This is a genomic window from Microcoleus sp. PH2017_24_DOB_U_A (assembly GCF_020738205.1).
Lineage (GTDB): Bacteria > Cyanobacteriota > Cyanobacteriia > Cyanobacteriales > Microcoleaceae > Microcoleus.
In genome coordinates, this window is sequence record NZ_JAEQCT010000018.1 from 35,833 (window position 1) to 55,369 (window position 19,537).

Annotated in this window: 16 protein-coding genes; 12 read left to right on the forward strand and 4 right to left on the reverse strand. The window is 45.4% G+C overall.

Features of this window, described 5'->3' with window-relative positions; all coding sequences use genetic code 11:
- Positions 1 to 517: 517 nt before the first annotated feature.
- Entirely contained in the window at positions 518 to 2,356 is a 1,839-nt protein-coding gene (gene ftsH3, locus JGK07_RS02335; RefSeq protein WP_293178800.1) for an ATP-dependent zinc metalloprotease FtsH3, read from the forward strand.
- A 372-nt stretch (positions 2,357 to 2,728) separates the two neighbouring features.
- On the forward strand, positions 2,729 to 4,021 hold the full coding sequence (gene iscB / locus JGK07_RS02340; RefSeq protein WP_293178803.1) for an RNA-guided endonuclease IscB: 1,293 nt from the start codon (positions 2,729 to 2,731) through the stop codon (positions 4,019 to 4,021).
- Between the two features lie 67 nt (positions 4,022 to 4,088).
- Here the strand turns inward: iscB and JGK07_RS02345 are convergent, their stop codons facing one another.
- Both JGK07_RS02345 and JGK07_RS02350 read right to left on the reverse strand, forming a co-directional pair.
- Positions 4,089 to 4,352, reverse strand: a complete 264-nt coding sequence (locus tag JGK07_RS02345; RefSeq protein WP_293178806.1) for a type II toxin-antitoxin system RelE/ParE family toxin — start codon at positions 4,350 to 4,352, stop codon at positions 4,089 to 4,091.
- Positions 4,345 to 4,662 carry a hypothetical protein gene (locus tag JGK07_RS02350; RefSeq protein WP_293178809.1) on the reverse strand — a complete coding sequence of 106 codons (318 nt, stop codon included), beginning with the start codon at positions 4,660 to 4,662 and terminating at the stop codon, positions 4,345 to 4,347. The genes JGK07_RS02345 and JGK07_RS02350 overlap by 8 nt, the downstream gene beginning before the upstream one ends.
- Positions 4,663 to 4,716: 54 nt before the next feature.
- On the opposite strand from JGK07_RS02350, the gene JGK07_RS02355 reads away from it, so the two are divergent.
- A complete protein-coding gene (locus JGK07_RS02355; protein WP_293178812.1) occupies positions 4,717 to 5,355 on the forward strand; it encodes a bifunctional 4-hydroxy-2-oxoglutarate aldolase/2-dehydro-3-deoxy-phosphogluconate aldolase in 639 nt (212 codons plus the stop codon).
- Between the two features lie 117 nt (positions 5,356 to 5,472).
- Positions 5,473 to 5,994: a L,D-transpeptidase gene (locus tag JGK07_RS02360; RefSeq protein ID WP_293178839.1), complete on the forward strand. Its 522-nt coding sequence runs from the start codon at positions 5,473 to 5,475 to the stop codon at positions 5,992 to 5,994.
- A gap of 202 nt (positions 5,995 to 6,196) precedes the next feature.
- Here JGK07_RS02360 and JGK07_RS02365 read toward each other — a convergent pair whose 3' ends face one another.
- Positions 6,197 to 7,786: an Hsp70 family protein gene (locus JGK07_RS02365; RefSeq protein ID WP_293178842.1), complete on the reverse strand. Its 1,590-nt coding sequence runs from the start codon at positions 7,784 to 7,786 to the stop codon at positions 6,197 to 6,199.
- A gap of 77 nt (positions 7,787 to 7,863) precedes the next feature.
- Here JGK07_RS02365 and JGK07_RS02370 point away from each other — a divergent pair, with 77 nt between their 5' ends.
- From JGK07_RS02370 to JGK07_RS02405, 8 genes are all read left to right on the forward strand, one after another.
- On the forward strand, positions 7,864 to 9,195 hold the full coding sequence (locus tag JGK07_RS02370) for an AAA family ATPase (RefSeq protein ID WP_293178815.1): 1,332 nt from the start codon (positions 7,864 to 7,866) through the stop codon (positions 9,193 to 9,195).
- 1 nt (position 9,196) lies between these two features.
- Complete coding sequence (locus tag JGK07_RS02375) at positions 9,197 to 9,742, forward strand: hypothetical protein (RefSeq protein ID WP_293178818.1); 546 nt, start codon at positions 9,197 to 9,199, stop codon at positions 9,740 to 9,742.
- Between the two features lie 264 nt (positions 9,743 to 10,006).
- Positions 10,007 to 10,696, forward strand: coding sequence for a CPBP family intramembrane glutamic endopeptidase (locus JGK07_RS02380; RefSeq protein WP_293178821.1), 690 nt, complete (start codon positions 10,007 to 10,009; stop codon positions 10,694 to 10,696).
- 1,621 nt (positions 10,697 to 12,317) lie between these two features.
- On the forward strand, positions 12,318 to 13,490 hold the full coding sequence (locus tag JGK07_RS02385; RefSeq protein ID WP_293178824.1) for a glycosyltransferase family 4 protein: 1,173 nt from the start codon (positions 12,318 to 12,320) through the stop codon (positions 13,488 to 13,490).
- 462 nt (positions 13,491 to 13,952) lie between these two features.
- On the forward strand, positions 13,953 to 15,080 hold the full coding sequence (locus JGK07_RS02390; RefSeq protein ID WP_293178827.1) for a glycosyltransferase family 4 protein: 1,128 nt from the start codon (positions 13,953 to 13,955) through the stop codon (positions 15,078 to 15,080).
- A gap of 213 nt (positions 15,081 to 15,293) precedes the next feature.
- Complete coding sequence (locus tag JGK07_RS02395; RefSeq protein WP_293196152.1) at positions 15,294 to 16,667, forward strand: O-antigen ligase domain-containing protein; 1,374 nt, start codon at positions 15,294 to 15,296, stop codon at positions 16,665 to 16,667.
- A gap of 432 nt (positions 16,668 to 17,099) precedes the next feature.
- Positions 17,100 to 17,861 carry a WecB/TagA/CpsF family glycosyltransferase gene (locus JGK07_RS02400; RefSeq protein ID WP_293184416.1) on the forward strand — a complete coding sequence of 254 codons (762 nt, stop codon included), beginning with the start codon at positions 17,100 to 17,102 and terminating at the stop codon, positions 17,859 to 17,861.
- 224 nt (positions 17,862 to 18,085) lie between these two features.
- Positions 18,086 to 18,529: a DUF4079 domain-containing protein gene (locus tag JGK07_RS02405; protein WP_293196150.1), complete on the forward strand. Its 444-nt coding sequence runs from the start codon at positions 18,086 to 18,088 to the stop codon at positions 18,527 to 18,529.
- A gap of 87 nt (positions 18,530 to 18,616) precedes the next feature.
- Here JGK07_RS02405 and JGK07_RS02410 read toward each other — a convergent pair whose 3' ends face one another.
- Entirely contained in the window at positions 18,617 to 19,516 is a 900-nt protein-coding gene (locus JGK07_RS02410) for an alpha/beta hydrolase (RefSeq protein WP_293218892.1), read from the reverse strand.
- Positions 19,517 to 19,537 lie beyond the last annotated feature (21 nt).

The window sequence follows — 19,537 nt, forward strand, 5'->3', positions numbered from 1 at the left end:
GATGGCAATGGGGTAGGCTAGACTGTTTTAATGCTGAGTCTTGAAATCTTCAGACGGTTTCTCAAGGGTCGATCGTTATATATGAAGAGTGAATAAACAGGAACATCCTACACCAATGCAGCCCTGACTCAGATATCTTTAGTCCTGGACGTATTCCTACCAAAGAAACCGGGTTTTTTGCCTAATCTCGCGACTCCAACGAAGGATTTTCGTAAAAAAACCCGGTTTCTGGCCACCCGTGCGTCCAGGACTGATCTTATCAGGAGTCCGCCCCCTCAAGATTACTTCGACTAAAGGCTTGACAAGTTTTAATTTATGCTATATGTGACTCCTTAGTAAAGCACTCCCATCTCCTGACGGCTTTCAGGGCAGTTCGGTTTCCACTACTTCAGACGAGCGATCGCCCTTGCCGGGATTCCTGACAACACAAAAACAAGTTACAAATACGTTAAGATTGATGAACATAAATAAAAATTCCCAAATCACAGGGACTAAATAATTAGGAGGATCGACCTCGGTGAATAAACGCTGGAGAAACGCTGGACTGTACGCACTGCTGGCTATTGTAGTCATTGCCCTAGCCACTGCATTTTTTGACAAACAGCCCCCAAGTAGGGAAGTTTGGAAGTACAGTCAATTCATTCAGGAAGTCGAAGGCAACAGAGTAGACAAAATAAATATCAGTTCCGATCGCAGTAAAGCTCTCGTAACGGCTCAGGACGGCAGCAAGGTAATTGTCAACCTGCCTAACGACCCCGAACTGATTAACATCCTGACCAAAAATAAGGTAGATATTTCAGTTCTGCCCCAAAACGACGAAGGCTTCTGGGTAAAAGCCCTCAGCAGCCTGTTCTTCCCGATCCTGCTCTTGGTGGGACTGTTTTTCCTGGTGCGGCGCGCCCAAAACGGGCCCGGCAATCAAGCCATGAACTTCGGCAAATCGAAAGCTAGAGTCCAAATGGAGCCTCAAACTCAGGTGACTTTCGGCGATGTAGCCGGCATCGAACAAGCCAAGCTAGAACTCGCTGAAGTCGTGGACTTCCTGAAAAATGCCGATCGCTTCACCGCAGTCGGAGCTAAAATCCCCAAAGGCGTGCTGTTAGTCGGCCCTCCCGGAACAGGCAAAACCTTGCTCGCCAAAGCAGTCGCCGGAGAAGCAGGTGTTCCTTTCTTCAGCATTTCCGGTTCGGAATTTGTCGAAATGTTCGTCGGTGTCGGTGCTTCCCGCGTCCGCGACTTGTTTGAACAAGCTAAAACAAACGCTCCTTGTATCGTATTTATTGATGAAATTGACGCCGTAGGCCGCCAGCGCGGAGCTGGTTTGGGCGGTGGTAACGATGAACGGGAACAAACCCTGAACCAGTTACTGACCGAAATGGACGGTTTTGAAGGCAATACTGGCATCATTTTGATTGCTGCTACTAACCGCCCCGACGTGCTGGATGCTGCGCTGCTACGTCCAGGTCGCTTCGATCGCCAAGTTGTGGTCGATCGCCCCGATTTCTCCGGCCGCCTGGAAATTCTCAACGTTCACGCCCGCGGCAAAACCTTGTCAAAAGATGTGGATTTGGAAAAAATCGCCCGCCGGACACCCGGTTTCACAGGTGCGGATTTGGCTAACTTGCTCAACGAATCAGCAATTTTGGCAGCCCGTCGCAATTTGACCGAAGTCTCGATGGATGAAGTCAACGATGCGATCGATCGCGTCCTCGCCGGCCCCGAAAAGAAAGACCGCGTGATGAGCGAAAAACGCAAAACCTTAGTAGCTTACCACGAAGCCGGTCACGCTTTAGTCGGTGCCCTGATGCCCGACTACGATCCCGTACAGAAAATCAGCATTATCCCCCGCGGCCGCGCTGGTGGTTTGACTTGGTTCACACCTAGCGAAGATCGCATGGATTCTGGCTTGTATTCTCGCTCTTACTTGCAAAATCAAATGGCGGTAGCCTTGGGCGGCCGCATTGCTGAAGAGATTGTCTTCGGTGAGGAAGAAGTCACAACTGGCGCTTCCAACGACTTGCAACAAGTGGCAAGAGTAGCACGCCAAATGGTAACTCGCTTCGGAATGAGCGATCGGCTAGGGCCTGTAGCTCTCGGTCGCCAACAAGGGAATATGTTCATGGGTCGCGATATCATGGCCGAACGGGACTTTTCTGAAGAAACCGCAGCTACGATCGACGATGAAGTCCGCTTGTTGGTAGAGCAAGCTTACCTGCGCGCTAAAGACGTGCTCGTCGGCAACCGCCACGTGCTGAACGCCTTGGCAGATATGCTAGTTGACAAGGAAACTGTCGATGCTGATGAATTGCAAAATTTGTTAGCTAACAGCGATGTCAAGATGGCGACAATTGCCTAATTGATTTTAGATTTTGGATTTTAGATTTTAGATTTAATCTAAAGCTTAAAATCGATAATTGGGGTGCTTCTGGTATTGTCTGGAATCGCCCCGATTTTTTTGTGGTGCGATCGGCTGTTTAATTTCATTGTGCAATGCTATTCACCAAACAGTGGACAAGACTCAACAGCTAGTTCATACACTGGACAAATAGCCAGCCTAAGTATCTTGAATACTACGTTTTGAGGGTGATGACACCTACGGGTGCTTTCCAGCTTGTAGCTCTGTCGTTAGAGATTAAACAGATGTATTTGGTTAAGTCAGTGTCTCTAACCCAACAAGCCATCAAAACATTGGCGAGGAAAACATAACCTGAGCAATCAGAGGACTTTCATGTCTAACTTTGTATTCGTTTTAGATACCAACAAACAACCACTTGAGCTAGTAGCACCAGGACAAGCAAGACGATTGTTAAAACTAGCCCAAGCTGCTGTGTATCTCCGTTACCCGTTCACAATTATTCTGAAATATGCGGTTTCTCACCCAAAAACGCAACCGACTCAATTAAAAATTGATCCAGGTTCTAAAACTACTGGGCTGGCGATCGTTAGCGGTAATAAAGTTCTCTGGGGGGCTCATTTGAGCCATCGCGGGCAACAAATTAAAAATGACTTAGAGTCACGTCGCAACCTTCGTCGCAATCGTCGCAACCGCAAAACTCGTTACCGCAAACCACGTTTTCTGAACCGCACAAGAGCACCTGGATGGTTGCCACCAAGCTTAGAATCTAGGGTGAAAAACATCGTGACTTGGGTCAACCGCATCCGTCGATACGTCGCAATTACAGGCATATCCCAAGAGTTAGTTAAATTTGACTTACTTGCAATGCAGAATCCCGAAATATCCGGCAAAGAGTATCAGCAAGGGGAACTTGCGGGCTATGAAGTCAAAGAATACTTGTTAGCGAAGTGGGGGAGAAAGTGCGCCTATTGCGGTGTTGAAAACGTACCTTTTGAGGTAGAACATATCCACCCCAAATCAAAAGGGGGAAGCGATCGCGTTTCCAATCTTACCCTAGCCTGCCGTGGGTGCAACCAAGCCAAAGGCAATCAAGATATTCGGGATTTCTTGTTCAAAAAGCCTGACATCCTGTCCCGTATTTTGAAACAGGCCTCACAACCTTTGAAAGATGCAACTGCTGTGAATTCAACCGGCTGGGCATTGTTCCAACAACTTAAACAAACAGGATTGCCCATAGAAGTTTCAACTGGAGGTAGAACAAAGTACAATCGGACTCGTTTAGGACTAGCTAAAACTCATTGGCTGGATGCAGCTTGTGTAGGAAATGTAGAAGTGCTGCAAGTTTTAACGGATCAACCGTTGTTAATTGCAGCTAAAGGATGGGGCAGCCGTCAAATGTGTACAACCAATAAATACGGATTTCCTGTCAAGCACAGAACGCGGTGCAAAACGTTTTTTGGGTTTGGGACTGGCGACATGGTAAGTGCGATTCTCCCCTCTGGGAGGTTTGCAGGCACTCACGTCGGCAGGCTGACGGTCAGAGAAAGCGGAGTTTTTGAAATGAGAACGCCACTCGGCAAGGTTAGTCCAGTACGTCATAAATACTGTAAATCAATCCACCGCAACGATGGATATATGTATGCTTTTTCCACAAATGTCCAATGAATCAGCGATTAGAGGGGTAGCGATCGGGCGATCGCACTGCATCATTTCGATATAACCGGACTTGATATCACCCTTGGTAAACTTCTCGCCGGTGACGCACTTTACTGATATCGATCGTGCGGCTGTCGTCATCTATGGTGTATATTACCCTGTAATCGCCCACCCGAATTCGCCAGCCGTTTTTCTTCCCCTTTAACTTGAGACAGCCTGGGGGACGGGGCACACTGGCTAAAGCATTTATCTGGGGATAAATGCGACTGCTGATTTCAACGGGCAGAGCGTCCAGGTCTTTTTGAGCCGAACGTGCAGTAATGACCAAGTAATCAGACATTCAACATACCCTTTTCCTCAAGCTGGCGCTTAACTTCTTCCCAGGGAACTCTTGGTTCATCTTGTCTAGATTCAATAGTCAAAGAGTCATAAACATCCTCCCAGAGTTCGCCGTGCTTCTCGAAGTCAAGCAGCACCGCAATTTTTTCGCCTTGGCCGTCAACTAAAAACTGAAAGTCTGTCGGTTCGCCACATTCAGCCAACACGTCAACCCAAAATTCGCTGTGTTCTTTGAGGTCAACAATTGCAGCGGTTTTGTTGCCTTCATTGTCTGTTAAAAATTGAACGCCGCGCATATTGTAGTTTGGCATATATCGAATTTTGTAATGTGTACTAAAATTATATCCTAGTCAGAATGAGTTAGCATGAATCATCAATCTTGGTTGACACTACTAAAAAAACACCGAGCGATCGCCGTGATCCGTTCATCCGAACAGGAAGTCGCTTGGCAGATGGCAAAATCTGTAGCAGCAGGAGGAATCCAATTTATTGAAATTACCTGGAATACCCACAAAGCCGCTGAATTAATTTCGCAACTCCGCTCAGAATTGCCAGATTTTAGTATTGGTACTGGCACTTTATTACACTTAGAACAGTTGCAGCAAGCCATAGATTGCGGGGCTCAATTCCTGTTTACTCCGCACACCGATGTAGGCATGATTCAAGCAGCAGTTGATGCGAGAGTGCCGATCGTCCCTGGTGCTTTTTCTCCCACAGAAATTATGACGGCGTGGCAAGCAGGTGCTACCTGCGTGAAAGTTTTTCCGATCGCAGGCTTGGGAGGCGCTGCTTACCTGAAAAGCCTGCAAGGCCCTCTGGGCGACATTCCTTTGATTCCCACGGGCGGGGTGACGCTGGAAAATGCCAAGGTATTTATTGACGCTGGGGCGATCGCCGTTGGTTTAGCCGGAGACTTATTTCCCAAACACTTAGTGCAAAATCGAGATTGGCGGGCGATCGTCGAAATTGCCAAAACTCTCACCCAAAACTTAACAACTTGTTAAGCCCTCTTTCCCAATTTAAAATCTATAATCTACAATTTAAAATAGTACCAGGTGTGAAAGTTTCCCAATTCTTCAATTTTTCAATCTAAAACTATCAAATCGTCTTGGGTGTGAGGAATAAACATGATTATCAACTCAACTTACTTGCGTCGCGCAGGAACTTTATGTGTTGCCTGCGCCCTAACAGTTGCTGCATTTTGTGGCGGACAAATTCCTGCATTTGCAGGCGAACAGCGCAACATAATTGCCAATAGAATCATGCAGTTGCAGCAATCCAGTCAGCGCTGGATTGAAATTGATTTGTCAAGACAAAAACTCATAGCTTGGGAAGGAAATACACCCGTTTATGCGGTGACTATTTCCAGCGGCAAATCATCGACTCCCACCCGCACGGGAACCTTTGCCATCCAAACCAAATATCGCGTTACTAGAATGACTGGGGAAGACTACGACGTGCCCGACGTTCCCTATACAATGTATTACGATGGCGGTAATGCAATTCACGGCGCTTACTGGCACAATTTGTTTGGAAATCCCGTCACTCACGGCTGCACAAATGTAGCTGTAAATCACGCTAAATGGCTGTTCAATTGGGCCTCGGTGGGGACGCCTGTAGTGGTGCACAAATCTGAAATTTAACTAATAGGTTCGTAGATCAAACGGCGGTTGAAACCGCGTCTATACAGACAAAACAAGCCGGACGCCGGTTGAAGAGTGAGCGGTTAAAATTACATTTATGGAGACAAAATTCACTTCAAGGGCGTGGGAATTTTTGATTTCATTCAGTCCGCGGAGGCGGACTTCCTTTGTCTAGACGCGGTTTCAACCGTACGTCCTATATTTAACTTAACTGCACCACTGGTTTATCCTCTAACAAAGTTTCATTGGTTAGCAAATCTTCCACAGTAATCCGCAAAAAGCGCTGTTCGTCAACGCGGAAAAAGATTTTTATGCGATCGCTCCCCGGATACCCAGGCGGCGTCAATTGCGCGATACTGCGAGCTCCGTCTTTGTCATTTAGCGGCTGTACGGATCTTTCGCCCGCGAGTTGGCGAGTAATTAGCCTGTCGCCGTCAAAATAGATCTCCGTCCCACCAGTTTCCGCTCCCAATTCGCCGATAATTAATTCTATGCTGGGCTGATTTTCCAAAGAAGCTCCCAAGACTAATTCTACCGGTTCGGTCATCGGATAAGACTGACCGGATTTGATTAAACTGTGCCAACTGTGGCAATTTTCGCGGCGGTTCCAGTAGCGAATGCCGTAACTGTGATAGAGAAAATCTTTGATTTCTATGCCTTGACTTAATTGTAGAGCACCTTGGGCGATCGCCTCAAAGGGTTTGTCGCACCGAATTTTTGCCGGATCGAAATATTGCTGCACCCAACGCTGCACCGCTGGAATTTGGACAGTACCGCCAACGAGCAAAACTGCATTGATATCGCCAATTTCTAAGCCTTGGCGCCGCGCTTGCTGCAATACTTGATTCATGCACTCGTCGAGGTTCTCAAAAAACTGATGTTCGGCAAGGATAGATTCAAAGCCCGATCGGTCTAATTCTAATTCGTAACTCTCAAAAGTTTCGTCATCAAAATAAACCTCAGCCGCATTATTTAGCAAAGATAACTGAATCTTTAACCTTTCTGCCAACCTCGTCGTAATCGGAGATTTTGCCAACTTTTTCGTTTTAACAAAATAGTCAACCAACCAATTATCAATATCAGAACCGCCTAAATTTTGTCCGGCTTTAGCCAAAACCCTGGCAACTTTTGTCTTTTGTGCAGAAGATTCAGCTAACAACTTTTCGCCCCATTTCAGCAAAAACCCCAAAGGCTTTTTGTTGGCATTAACATCGAGGCGTACCAATGAAATATCGAGAGTGCCGCCGCCGAAATCAATCACTAATAGAATTTCGCGATCGGCCAAACCGTAACCCAAAGCAGCCGCCGTAGGCTCATCCAACATCCGCACCTGTTCCACTTGCAGAGATTCAGAAACTTTACCCAACCAATGGCGGTAAGCTTCAAAACTATCTACCGGCACAGTAAAAACCAAAGAATCTACCGACAAAGGCAATTCGCGAATTGAGTTCACAATTTGGCTCAAATACCACTCACCGACTCGTTCAAAATCAACAATTTGCCCGTCAAGTTCCGGCACAAAACCCTGCACAAAAGTGCCAATTCCCCGCTTAAAATTGCGAAAAAACCGAGAATCTCGACTCAGATCGAGGCCTTTGTCGCGGACTTGCTGACCGAGGATGACTTTATTTTGAGCAGCGTCCTCAACGTAGAGCAAACTGGGAATTAGGGGTGGATTTTGAACCGAGATTGCCGACAATCCCGGCAATTTCAAGGTTTCGGGCTGCTGGAGAGCTTGATTCCAGCGAGCGACGACGGTGTTGCTAGTTCCAAAGTCAATTGCGATCGTCATTGGGCCAAAATACACAGCTACTAAAGATTATCTTATAATATTATGGTATTTAGAGCTGACAATGCAAACATAATATTATGACTCAATCCACTTCCTTTGCAACACAGAACAAAGAGCCTGTATCGGGAATTAGTGAAATTGCAGTATGCGGGTACAAGTCTATTTATGAAGAGTGCCAAATTGAAGTGCGATCGCTGACAATTTTAGCCGGTGCCAACAGTTCTGGTAAGTCTAGCATTATGCAGCCGCTATTGCTGATGAAGCAAACGCTAGAAGCCCCTTACGATCCGGGTGGTTTGAAACTTGACGGGCCGAATGTTAAGTTTACATCCGCAGAACAGATATTGTCTAAACTGTCACCTGAAAAATACAACGATGAGTTTTATGTCAGGGTTAATCTAGAGAGAGATAATTTTTTGAAAAACGTTTTCAGCAAGCAGCCAAAACCTGGCATTAGAATTGTCAAGGCAATTTACTGTTTTCCTGACAATGATAAAATTATTACTATTTATCCGGGAATGCGACATCAAGAAGTGATTGAGGTTCTTCCAGAAAACTTTGCGGAAAATTACTATATTTTATTAGACAATATTGACGAAGAACCGCCACTATGGAGCGTAAGTAATGTTCGAGGTTTTTTAGACTTACGACTTGGTGAAAGTCATTTTGATTCATCCCATTTGGCAATCAACTTTCAAAAATATATTCGCCAGATAATTCATGTTCCCGGATCGAGAGGCAATCCAGAACGCACCTATAATATCGCAGCATTTGGCAGTGAATTTACTGGAATTTTTGAAAATTATGTTGCTAGTATAGTTAATTCCTGGCAAGAAACCAAGGACGATCGACTGATAAAATTGGGTCAAGCCTTAGAGTTCCTGGGACTCAACTGGAAAGTTGAAGCCAGACAGATTAATGACGTACAAATTGAACTGCTGGTAGGTCGTTTATCCCGCAGCGGGAGTGCAATCGATACGGTTAGTATTGCTGATGTTGGCTTTGGGGTATCGCAAACTTTGCCTATTTTAGTTGCCTTGCTTGTAGCAGAACCAGGACAATTAGTTTACCTAGAACAGCCGGAAATTCACTTGCATCCTCGCGCTCAAGCTGCTTTAGCAGAGATATTAGTTGATGCTGCAAATCGAGGTGTGCGAGTAGTTCTAGAAACTCACTGTGAATTGCTGCTTTTAGCAGTTCAATCGTTAGTTGCCGAGGGTAAACTACTACCTAATTTAGTCAAACTTCACTGGTTTAAACGGCGCGACGATGGTGTCACAGAAGTCAGTAGTGCCGATTTAGACGAGACGGGAGCTTTTGGAGATTGGCCTGAAGATTTGGGCGATGTTTCTTTGCATCTAGAAAACCGCTATTTGGATGCAGCCGAAGCTGTTTTGTGGAAGCATTAACATGGCAGACAAAGTTTCTAAACGCCTGGTAATTGATGCTTCTGTGGCGCGTGCTGCTGGGGGAGAAGATGCAACCTATCCCATATCTGTTTACTGTCGCGATTTTCTCGAAGCTGTGTTGGATATTTCTCACAGAGTTGTGATGACTCCAGATATTAGAGATGAGTGGAACAAGCATCAATCAAAATCCGCTCGTATATGGCTGCGCCGGATGGTGGCAAAGAAGAAACTATGCCCCTGCGATATCGCGGTAGATGATAATTTGTGGTCTCAAGTTGAATCGATTGCCGAAAGCGATAAAGAGCGGGAAATAATGGTTAAAGATTTGCGGTTGGTGGAAGCTGCGATCGCTACCGATCGCACAGTAATTTCACTTGATAACAAAGTCAGACAATGTTTTGCTAAAGTAGCAGTAGAGGTTGATGAGCTTAAAGATATTATATGGGTAAATCCAGCCCAAATAGCAGAAAAACCTCTTGATTGGCTGCAAAATGGTGCTGAACCCGAAATAGAAAGATCGCTCGGATTTCAAAAAGCCGACAACTGAGTTAATTTAGAGTAATTCCTGATTAGGATCGGAAGTGCGATCGCCATTATACCAATTTTCCGATGCCACAAAGACGCACCACTTTGATAAGTGGCACAAAAATCATACTATTTTATATTTTATATTTTATATTGGGCATGACTGACGGCATCAGAATTTCAGGTTTGGCTAAAGTTAAATTTTTGTAAAACTGGTATCACCTCTGGGAACCGGCCAAGCTTTTACCTTTGATGTCAATCCAAATTTTCAAAGGTGGCGTAAAAAATGCTGGAAATTGGCGATCGCAAAACAGCACTCTTAGCTCTCACACTGCTCGTCCCCGCTGCGAGTATTGGTATAATAGCAGGCTTGTATATTGCCCCCGGAAGCTGGGGACAAACAGTATCAGCCTTGTGTCAACTTTGGTTGCTCCTTTTCCCGATCGCCTGGTGTGTTTTAGTCGATCGGCAAAAACTGCATTTATCCCTCCCCAAGCGGCGAGAATTGCGGGCTGGAGCCATTTGGGGAATAGCCATGTTTGCGGTAATTGTGGGTATCTACAGCCTTTTCGGCCAGCACTGGATCGATCCTGTAGCGGCCAAAGAAAAAGCTCGCCAATTGGGAACCAACAGCCAAAATATTTACTTAATTGTTGAAGCATATTTCGTGCTAGTTAACTCGCTGATTGAAGAATTTACTTGGCGGTGGTTTGTCTGCAACAAATGCCAGATTCTGATACCAGGAAAACCAGCCATATTTCTCAGTTCACTATTTTTCACCCTCCACCACATTTTTGTAATCGCAGCCTACAGCGACTGGCGCGCTGTGATTTTAGGCTCATTCGCCGTCTTCACCGCCGGGATAATTTGGTCGCACTGTTATCTAACTTACCGTTCGCTGTGGCCTAGTTATATCAGCCACGCGATCGCAGATTTAGCCCTCGCAATGATTGCTTGGCAAATCCTCTTTAACTAGCCACTTTTTTAGCAACTATAGCCAAATACGGTTCACTTAACGTTTTTGTCATTGCGAGCGATCGAGCGCGGCAATCGCAGAGACTATGACATTTCTCGGTTAAGTCAGGTGGGCGCTGAGCAATTATCTTCTTAAGTGAACCGTATTAAACTATAGCCCAATACGCTTGGGCTAACACTTTTTGTCCGCAGCGATCGCGCCCCAGAGCAATCTCAGTGTCTATTTTTCAAATCGTTATGACTGCGGGACTCTCTTAACTCAACCGTATTGGACGCTGCTGGGATTTTGACTGATGCTGTACAACAATTGAAAGTTCATGTATTCCCACCGAGAAATGCTTTGTGTGAAGACATCTATTTAAAGTTAGAGATTTTGTTGCGCTGGCGATCGCATAATTTTTACTGCGTGAAAACTGGCAAACCATATCGTTGCCACCCTGGGCACCACAACGCTCAAAAGTACACCGATTGTCCTTCGGAATCGTCAACTCAGGAAATATGATTTTTTCATAGCAGGATTTTTTTTGTAAGCGAACTCGCTTGATACATACCGCTAAGCTGCGGCTACCAATTAAGAGTCAAGGTTGCCACGATCTATATCACTGCACCATGACAATTGTTGTGATATTTACACGATCGTTAGGTAATTGGGGGAACTTGAATTTTACGGTAATTACTTAGACATCTGTTGGGCACGCTACATACTCGGTGGAGAAGTGGCAGTCACTTTTGGGGATACTTTCAGGCGATCGCCTGCCATTAAAAAATTTAAAACTCAGGCAGTTAATTAAATTGATACCAATCAAATTATATATTCTGTAGCGATCGACAAACCTACCTTTTTCAGCAGTCCAGACGCATCAAACGGTTTTTTAAGACATTTACGGCAACAAGATCGAGCAATAGTTAAAAAAAACCAGTTTTTCCTGATTAACCTATCCATGACTGTGATTTCTGCGATTCCCTTTCAGAATCAGCTCGCGTCCGTGCAGGTGTTTGAGCAAATTACATCTCTGAATTCAGAATAAATAATATATTTTTTAAGCGATACAGAGCGTATAGTAACTTAAAACACACAGTCAAGCATCAGTATTTCTAGCGATGATAGCTATCGCGAATTAATATTTTATAACTAATAATTTAATTTAATAGAATTTTATAACAAATTTTTCCGGACGGCGATTGTCAATCTCCGGAATATTGTTACGCTGGCTACCTTTCCCCAACACTAAAGTTTGGAGAGTTACGGTAAACCGTAACTCTGTGTCGGTAAGATCAGCAAATGATGTTATGTTAGGCAGGAAGTGTTGTAGAGCTTCGTGTGTGGGGCGAAAAAAGCTGATGTTAGATCGCGTATCTGTCTTGAGAAGTAACTTTCGCAGACCCGAAAAAATATCCCGCAGGGAACTGTTGGTGAATCGAATCCATCATTACTATAGATTGAATGACAGCGAAATTGTGGATCTATACTGGGGTGTTGCGAACAGTCGCTAGGTTTGATTCTATGCCCACACCGGGAAAGCGGTAATTAAGATTCACCCGCCCCTCTTTCCTGTCGGCTCTCACAAAGCGCGCTCATCGCAGCGTCGAAACCGAGTCGGATTATTCAGCGGGAGTTAAACATGAAAATCACCTTTGTTCTTCCTACTCTGTGTCTGACTGGTGGAATTCGAGTAATATCTATTTTCGCAGAACTCTTGAAACAACGAGGACACTCCGTGTTCGTCATCTCTGTACCCCATGAGCAAGCGAGTCTGCGCCAGCAAGTCAAGTCGCTGCTGCGGGGAAGGGGCTGGATTTCCACACCTGAAAATGAGCCATCATTTTTCGATAATCTCAGTGTAGAAAGCAAAATTATCGATCGCTCGCGCCCAATAGAAGACAAAGATGTGCCTGACGCTGACGTAGTAGTTGCCACCTGGTGGGAAACCGCCGAGTGGGTAGCAAAACTCTCCCCGAGCAAAGGAGCTAAAGCTTATTTTATCCAGCACCATGAAGTTTTTGACTATCTACCTGAAGGTAGAGTCGAAGCAACCTGGAAGCTACCCATGCACAAAATTACGATCTCTGACTGGTTAGTTGACCTAGCTCGGACTAAATATGGCGATCGCCAAGTTTCCTCAGCTCCTCCGAGCGTTGACACCAAGCAATTTTATGCCTGCCCTCGCCACAAACAATCGGTTCCTACCATTGGCATGATGTACTCTGCAATTTACTGGAAAGGAACCGACATCGCACTCAAAGCTTTTTCCCTAGCCGCTGAAAAAATTCCCAACCTGCGTCTGGTTGCCTTCGGTACAGAGGCCCCATCCCCGGAATTGCCGCTACCAGCCAATGCCGAGTATGTAATTAGACCCGACCAAGACAAACTCAAAGATTATTACAGCAAATGCGATGCGTGGCTGCTGGCGAGTCGCTCTGAAGGCTTCGGCTTGCCAATTATCGAAGCGATGGCGTGCCGCACTCCCGTCATCAGTACCACAGCAGGCGCTGCTCCTGAAATTTTGAGCGGCGGTACTGGCATACTTGTAAGCCCAGAAGATCCCGAAGAAATGGCAAAAGCCATAGAATCTATGTGTCATTTGTCGAATGCCCAGTGGCAAGCCATGTCGGAAGCCGCCTATGCTAAGGTGACCAATTACTCTTGGAAAGATGCCACGGAGCATTTTGAAGCAGGATTGAAAGTTGCTGTAGAGAAATCTCAACAGCGTGAAGTTAACATAGTTTCCTGTTCTCCCTACTATGTGCGGGGCCCATTACCATGCGCGGTTCCCACCGGCGCCGGAAAAAGTTAAGCTTTGATGTTAACAGCAGCAATTTGAAATTCTGCGCTAGTGATGCCAGCGATCGCGGGATTCTGCGTAGGAACTCAATTATCGTTTGGTAGGGTGCTTCTAGTAAAACTCACATCGGCGGTGTCCTGTTTTATACCCAGCAGTTTCGACACTAATTCTGACCGCATCTACCTCAAATACTGGTTTCCTGTTACTGCCGGCCAAAATCTCAACCCGAGTTCAACGGATGTTTGAAAGCTCAGGCTGTTAAAGGTTAGACTTGTCTAATCCTCACACATCTCCTGATTTGTCATTGGCAAAAGTCCCTGACGACAAAGTACGGCCGGCTCGACATCAAGTAACGATCGCCTCGATCATTGACCTAAACCCTGCGCCAAACCCAAAAAGAGACTCGTCAGTGCAAATAGATTAGGATGGAGAAGCTCGATCGACCAGTTTTGATCTTTCACATCTACCTATACTATGAGAATTACTTTTGTCCTTCCTACCCTTGCTCTTACAGGTGGCATGAGGGTTTTGTCTATCTACACACAAATTCTCCAACAGCGAGGACACACAATATGTATCGTCTCTACACCTCACGAACGACCAACTTTAATGCAACAATTGCGCTCTGTGGTCAGAGGTAAGGGTTGGGAACCCGCTCAGGCGAGAGGGCCGTCTCACTTTGACCGTATAGATGTCGAAAGTCGAGTTACCGAAACCTACCGTCCAATTACCGACAGGGACGTACCTGATGCCGATATTATCATGGCTACTTGGTGGGAAACTGCCGAGTGGGTGTCTAAACTCTCCCCCAGCAAAGGAGCGAAAGTATATTTTCTCCAACACTACGAGGCTTTTGACTACACACCAAAAGCTCGAGTAGATGCAACTTGGCGGCTGCCGATGCACAAAATTGCCGTCGCTAAGTGGCTGGAAGACAAGGCTAGGGATGAATTTGGTAATTTGTCTGTATCTCTCGTGCCTCCCACTGTTGACACCACACAGTTTTACGACCCCCGATCGCGATCGGGGCAGCCGCGGGGCAAGCAGTCAGTTCCCACAGTCGGGATGTACTATTCTATAGCTCCTTGGAAAGGCTGTGCTCTTGCCATTGAAGCTTTCAATCTAGCGGCCAAAAGAATCCCTAATCTTCGTTTAGTTGCCTTTGGTTCCGGCGAAACTGCTCCTCCGGATTTGTTGCAGCATAATATTGAGTATTACAAGATACCTAGTCAAGACGAACTCAAAGAACTTTACAGCAAATGCGATGCTTGGCTGTTTGCCAGCCAAACCGAAGGCTTCGGCTTGCCAATTTTAGAAGCGATGGCTTGTGGCACTCCAGTGATCGGCACTCCTGCTGGCGCGGCTCCGGAACTCCTCGCTGGCGGGGGTGGAATACTTGTGAAACCAGAAGACCCAGAGGATATGGCAAAAGCGATCGAGCAGATTTGTCAGTTGTCAGATGCCGAATGGCGGGCCATGTCTGAGACTGCTTTGGACACGGTGATACATTATACCTGGGAGGATGCAACCGATATCTTCGAGGCTGCACTGTACACCGCAGTCGAACGTCAGCCACAATTAACGGACAAGCTGTACAAATAGAGATCTATTTATAGCCTTTCGAGCTTTCATATGAGGTACTCATGGGCATAGGGCATAGGGCATTGGCCTCCGTCATAGGTCTCCGTGGGCATACCTCACCACGCTTGAGAACCGCTTTATCAAGATCGGGTAAAGAGGCGATCGTAGGAGCGAGAATTCAGATCCGGGAAATAAAGTAGTCTTTCTACCACCATTTTACTGCCAAAAAAACCTATGGCTGCATTAATCCCATTGACGATGTTCGGTTTGATCCCGATCGTTCTTTACTTGTTTGTGAGGTTTCCGACTCAGCGGGCGGTAATTATCACTTTTGTGGCAGCGTGGCTATTTTTACCACAAGTTTCTTATCCCATCCCCATATTGCCCGCCTATACCAAAGTTTCCGCATCTTGCTACGCCATTTTGCTGGGTGTTATTATCTACGACACTGAGCGCCTCACCAAATTTAAGCCTGGCTGGCTGGACGTGCCAATCGTAATTTGCTGTTTGTCTCCAATTATTTCACAACTTACTAATGGCGGTAGCCCAATTTCTCCGACTTTCAACCAAATCGTTACTTGGGGTCTGCCTTATTTTTTTGGACGGTTGTATCTGGGTAGTTTAGACGGGCTGCGACAATTGGCGATCGGGATTTTTGCAGGTGGTTTAGCCTACGTTCCTTTTACTTTATTGGAAGGGGTTAAGGGCCCACTTCTGCACCAAATGGTTTACGGCGTCAACGCCTTTGAGGACTGGGGTCAAGCAAGGCGCATGGGGGGGTGGAGACCTGTAGTATTTATGCAGCACGGTTTGATGGTGGGCGTGTGGATGATGACAGCAGCCTTAATCGGAATTTGGCTCTGGCAAACTGGGACGCTCAAAAAGTTTCAGGGCAAAAACATTAAGACTCTAGCAATTGTATTAACTATCGCTTTTTTCCTCTGCCGTTCTACAGGTGCCTATACTTTATTTTTTATCGCGTTACTCATATTATTTTGTGCCAAGTGGTTTCGCACTTCTTTGCCACTACTATTCGTAATTGGATATATAGCGTTTTATCTGTACGTAGCTGCATCTGGTCAATTCTCGAGCCACGACGTGATGAGCGTAATCAATCCCATATTTGGCGAAGAACGGGCCGCCTCTCTGAAGTTTAGATTTGACATGGAAGAGATATTAGGAGATAAAGCGCGACAAAGATTTATTTTTGGCTGGGGGGATTCGGGCGGAAACCGCGTATACGACGGGTACGGTAAAGATATCTCGGTCACCGATAGCTTGTGGATTATTGCATTTGGCATCAACGGTGCAGTCGGTTTAGTTAGTTTATTTGCTTCATTTTTACTTCCTGTTGTCGTCTTTGCGTTCAAGTATCCCGCCAGAACCTGGTCTCATCCGAAAGTAGCGCCCGCTGCGGCCCTGGGAGTAGCCGTAACTATGTATATGTTTGACTGTGTTTTGAACGCTATGGCTAACCCGATTTTTGCGGTCATTGCTGGAGGAATATCGGGTCTGGCTTTAAAAGCTCCAGAAAGTCTGAAGGCCAAGAAAACCATTTCGCCTTCGCCACCAAGAAGACAGTCGCTGGTTCACCAAAAATCAGGATGATTTTCAAGCTTTGAGCGCGCTCAAAGCTTGAAAATATATTGCATTCTCTAGATACAAAAATTTAAGAATCTACTATGTTTGTATTAAATCTAGTTGGGAAGTTGCAATCTCTTTCTCAGTTGGCTGAAAATTAATGTAATAAAATAAAATATCGACATTAATTGGCAAGGTTTCAAACATTAGCACCGGATTGTGTTTTGATTAAAACTGTGTTGCGAGTTGTAAACCAAATTAGCTTTATACACTTTTTCCTAAAAGCAGCAGATTCTTTACACAATCTTTAAACATTCTGACTGGACAGGTAGGGTGTAGGGCGATATACTAAAAAAAGTATATTCACACCCACGCCCAAGTAGTGAAAACACTCTTGCTGTATTGTGGGTTTATGGTTTGAGTTGTAGTTGAATATCAAGGCTAGATGGGAATAAAAAAATGAAAACAGTTAATTTATTGAATGTAGCGATAGATAACTTTACAATTACAGAGTTGTTTGAAAAACTAGATGACGAAGGTGGTGTCGTATTTACACCCAATGTAGACCACTTAATTAAGTTGCAATATGACCGCGACTTTTATGAAGCTTACAATACATCTAGTTATAGAGTCTGCGACAGTCAAATCTTGATGTATGCCTCAAAATTTTTGGGTACTCCTATCAAGGAAAAGATTTCGGGTTCTGACTTGTTTCCGGCATTTTATATGTATCACAAGGATAACGAGGACGTTAAAATATTTTTGCTAGGAGCGGCTGAAGGAATTGCCAGGAAAGCTCAGGAAAAAATCAATCAAAAAATTGGTAGAGAAATAGTTGTTGAAGCACTTTCTCCTTCTTTTGGCTTTGAAAAAAATGAGGAGGAGTGTGAAGCAATAATTGACACGATCAATAAATCAGGAGCTACAGTTCTGGCGATAGGAGTGGGAGCGCCGAAGCAAGAGAAGTGGCTGGTTAAATACAGGAGTAAATTCACACACGTGAAAGTTTTCTTGGCCGTAGGTGCAACCATTGATTTTGAAGCTGGTTGCAAAGCAAGATCTCCGAAATGGATGAGCGAAGTCGGCATCGAATGGGCGTACCGACTGTTAAGCGAACCGAGAAGGTTGTGGAGAAGATATTTGATAGAAGGTCTGCCGTTTTTCCGCTTGATCGTAGAACAAAAATTAGGGTTTTATAAAATGCCTTTTGTTGACAGTTAAACCACGAAGCTAGAAGGGAAGGCGCTTGGGAAACACTCTTATTTACAAATCAATAACGTCAATGAATCTGAGTGTGATATCCGGCGTTTGAATTGAGTCCTGATAGATGGAATCTGTGGAAAGTGCGATCGCACTTTCTGCCAATAATATTCATTTTTGGTTTCAGGTGCAGGTAAAATCGGAAAGAAACCTTTGTTGCAAATCCCTAACTCGGGATTTAAATCATGAATCTGCCTTCTTTCTTGTGGTTGTGGAAAATAGCGGCGTGGTCAATGGGTGTGGCGCTTTTGGCTTACCTGTTGTTGGCCGTTACTGGAACGTGGATGTTTGCCGCCCGCAGCACGAAACAGCCACGCCCAAAATGGCTGCGTCCCTTTCATTTGGGGACTGGTGCGGGGATGGCGACTCTGGTAATTTTACTGCTCTTAATTGGCGTAGTCGGTACGCTCGGATACTATGGCAATTTGGGTCACTCAGCTCATTTACCGGCGGGGTTGGCTGTGGTGGCGTTGGTGTTGGTTTCTGTAGGAAGCGGGCTGCAAATTGGCCCTAAACATCCTTGGGCGCGTCCGCTACACATTGGCACTAATTTGGCTTTGTGTGGGGGATTTGTTATTGTGTTGCTCACAGGATGGACGATTGTACAAAAGTATTTACCGAAAGTTTAACGTTTGATTGTTCGGACTTCAGTCCTCTGATAAGAGATGCGGACTGAAGTCCTCACTACGAACCTGAGATGCGGACTGAAGTCCTCACTACGAACCTGCTACTTTAGCTATGAAATCTAAGATATGTTGAGCGGTAATCTGTGGTTTTTCTAAGTGGGGAACGTGTCCGCAATCCGGTATCCAAATTAGTTGGGAATTTGCGATCGCACTTTTAAATTTTTCTGCATCCGCAGTCCCTAATATTCTATCTTGTTTTCCCCACAAAATCAGCGTCTGCTGCTGAATTTGCGATAGTTTTTGCCCAAAACCGCCGTAACCTCCACTTTTGGTAAATGCAATTAAAGCTTGATTCCAGTTGGGCATTTCTAAGTGCAAAGCCGCGCAGGTTTGTGCGTCAACAGAAGCCAAAGTTTTGTCGAAATAAGCATTGACGCTAATTTTTTGGCGAATTATTGGGTTGCGTAAAAATGAAGTTGCTAGATATCCTAAAGGAGGGATTAAAAATTTTCCTTTATTAGATGTTACCGCAAAACCAGCACTGTCTATTAACACTAATTTTTTGACGGCTTCGGGATGATTGAGAGTGAAATCTATTGCTGCGGCACCTCCCATCGACGCGCCAACTAAGATTACAGGCTGCGAAATAAGGGTTTTCCAGAAATAGTAGAGGTGACTTCCAATCGCTTTTTGACTGAATGGCAAATCCGCCGCTCTTTCTGTAAAGCCAAAACCCAACAAATCAACCGCCCAAGTCTCATTTTTTTCGGCAAGCAGCGGCAACAGGCGGCGGTATTCAAATACGGAACTGTCGAAGCCGTGAATTAACAAAATGGGGGTGTTTCCGCTGCCTTGGCGCGCGTAGGTTGTGGCAATTGGCTGCTGGCTGAGACTCGTTGTAATTGCCTCTACTTGAATGCTTTTAGCTAAGGCAATTGAGGTAGATTCTGTGAGTTGTGCGATCGACTTTGGGAGAAAACTTGCTGGCATAATTCTTGATAAAGTGTGAAT

Excerpts from the sequence above, each read along its gene's own strand:
- iscB (WP_293178803.1), top strand. The coding sequence starts at position 2,729 with ATGTCTAACTTTGTATTCGTTTTAGATACCAACAAACAACCACTTGAG.
- JGK07_RS02345 (WP_293178806.1), bottom strand. The coding sequence starts at position 4,352 with ATGTCTGATTACTTGGTCATTACTGCACGTTCGGCTCAAAAAGACCTG.
- JGK07_RS02350 (WP_293178809.1), bottom strand. The coding sequence starts at position 4,662 with ATGCCAAACTACAATATGCGCGGCGTTCAATTTTTAACAGACAATGAA.
- JGK07_RS02355 (WP_293178812.1), top strand. The coding sequence starts at position 4,717 with ATGAATCATCAATCTTGGTTGACACTACTAAAAAAACACCGAGCGATC.
- JGK07_RS02365 (WP_293178842.1), bottom strand. The coding sequence starts at position 7,786 with ATGACGATCGCAATTGACTTTGGAACTAGCAACACCGTCGTCGCTCGC.
- JGK07_RS02370 (WP_293178815.1), top strand. The coding sequence starts at position 7,864 with ATGACTCAATCCACTTCCTTTGCAACACAGAACAAAGAGCCTGTATCG.
- JGK07_RS02375 (WP_293178818.1), top strand. The coding sequence starts at position 9,197 with ATGGCAGACAAAGTTTCTAAACGCCTGGTAATTGATGCTTCTGTGGCG.
- JGK07_RS02380 (WP_293178821.1), top strand. The coding sequence starts at position 10,007 with ATGCTGGAAATTGGCGATCGCAAAACAGCACTCTTAGCTCTCACACTG.
- JGK07_RS02385 (WP_293178824.1), top strand. The coding sequence starts at position 12,318 with ATGAAAATCACCTTTGTTCTTCCTACTCTGTGTCTGACTGGTGGAATT.
- JGK07_RS02390 (WP_293178827.1), top strand. The coding sequence starts at position 13,953 with ATGAGAATTACTTTTGTCCTTCCTACCCTTGCTCTTACAGGTGGCATG.
- JGK07_RS02395 (WP_293196152.1), top strand. The coding sequence starts at position 15,294 with ATGGCTGCATTAATCCCATTGACGATGTTCGGTTTGATCCCGATCGTT.
- JGK07_RS02400 (WP_293184416.1), top strand. The coding sequence starts at position 17,100 with ATGAAAACAGTTAATTTATTGAATGTAGCGATAGATAACTTTACAATT.
- JGK07_RS02405 (WP_293196150.1), top strand. The coding sequence starts at position 18,086 with ATGAATCTGCCTTCTTTCTTGTGGTTGTGGAAAATAGCGGCGTGGTCA.
- JGK07_RS02410 (WP_293218892.1), bottom strand. The coding sequence starts at position 19,516 with ATGCCAGCAAGTTTTCTCCCAAAGTCGATCGCACAACTCACAGAATCT.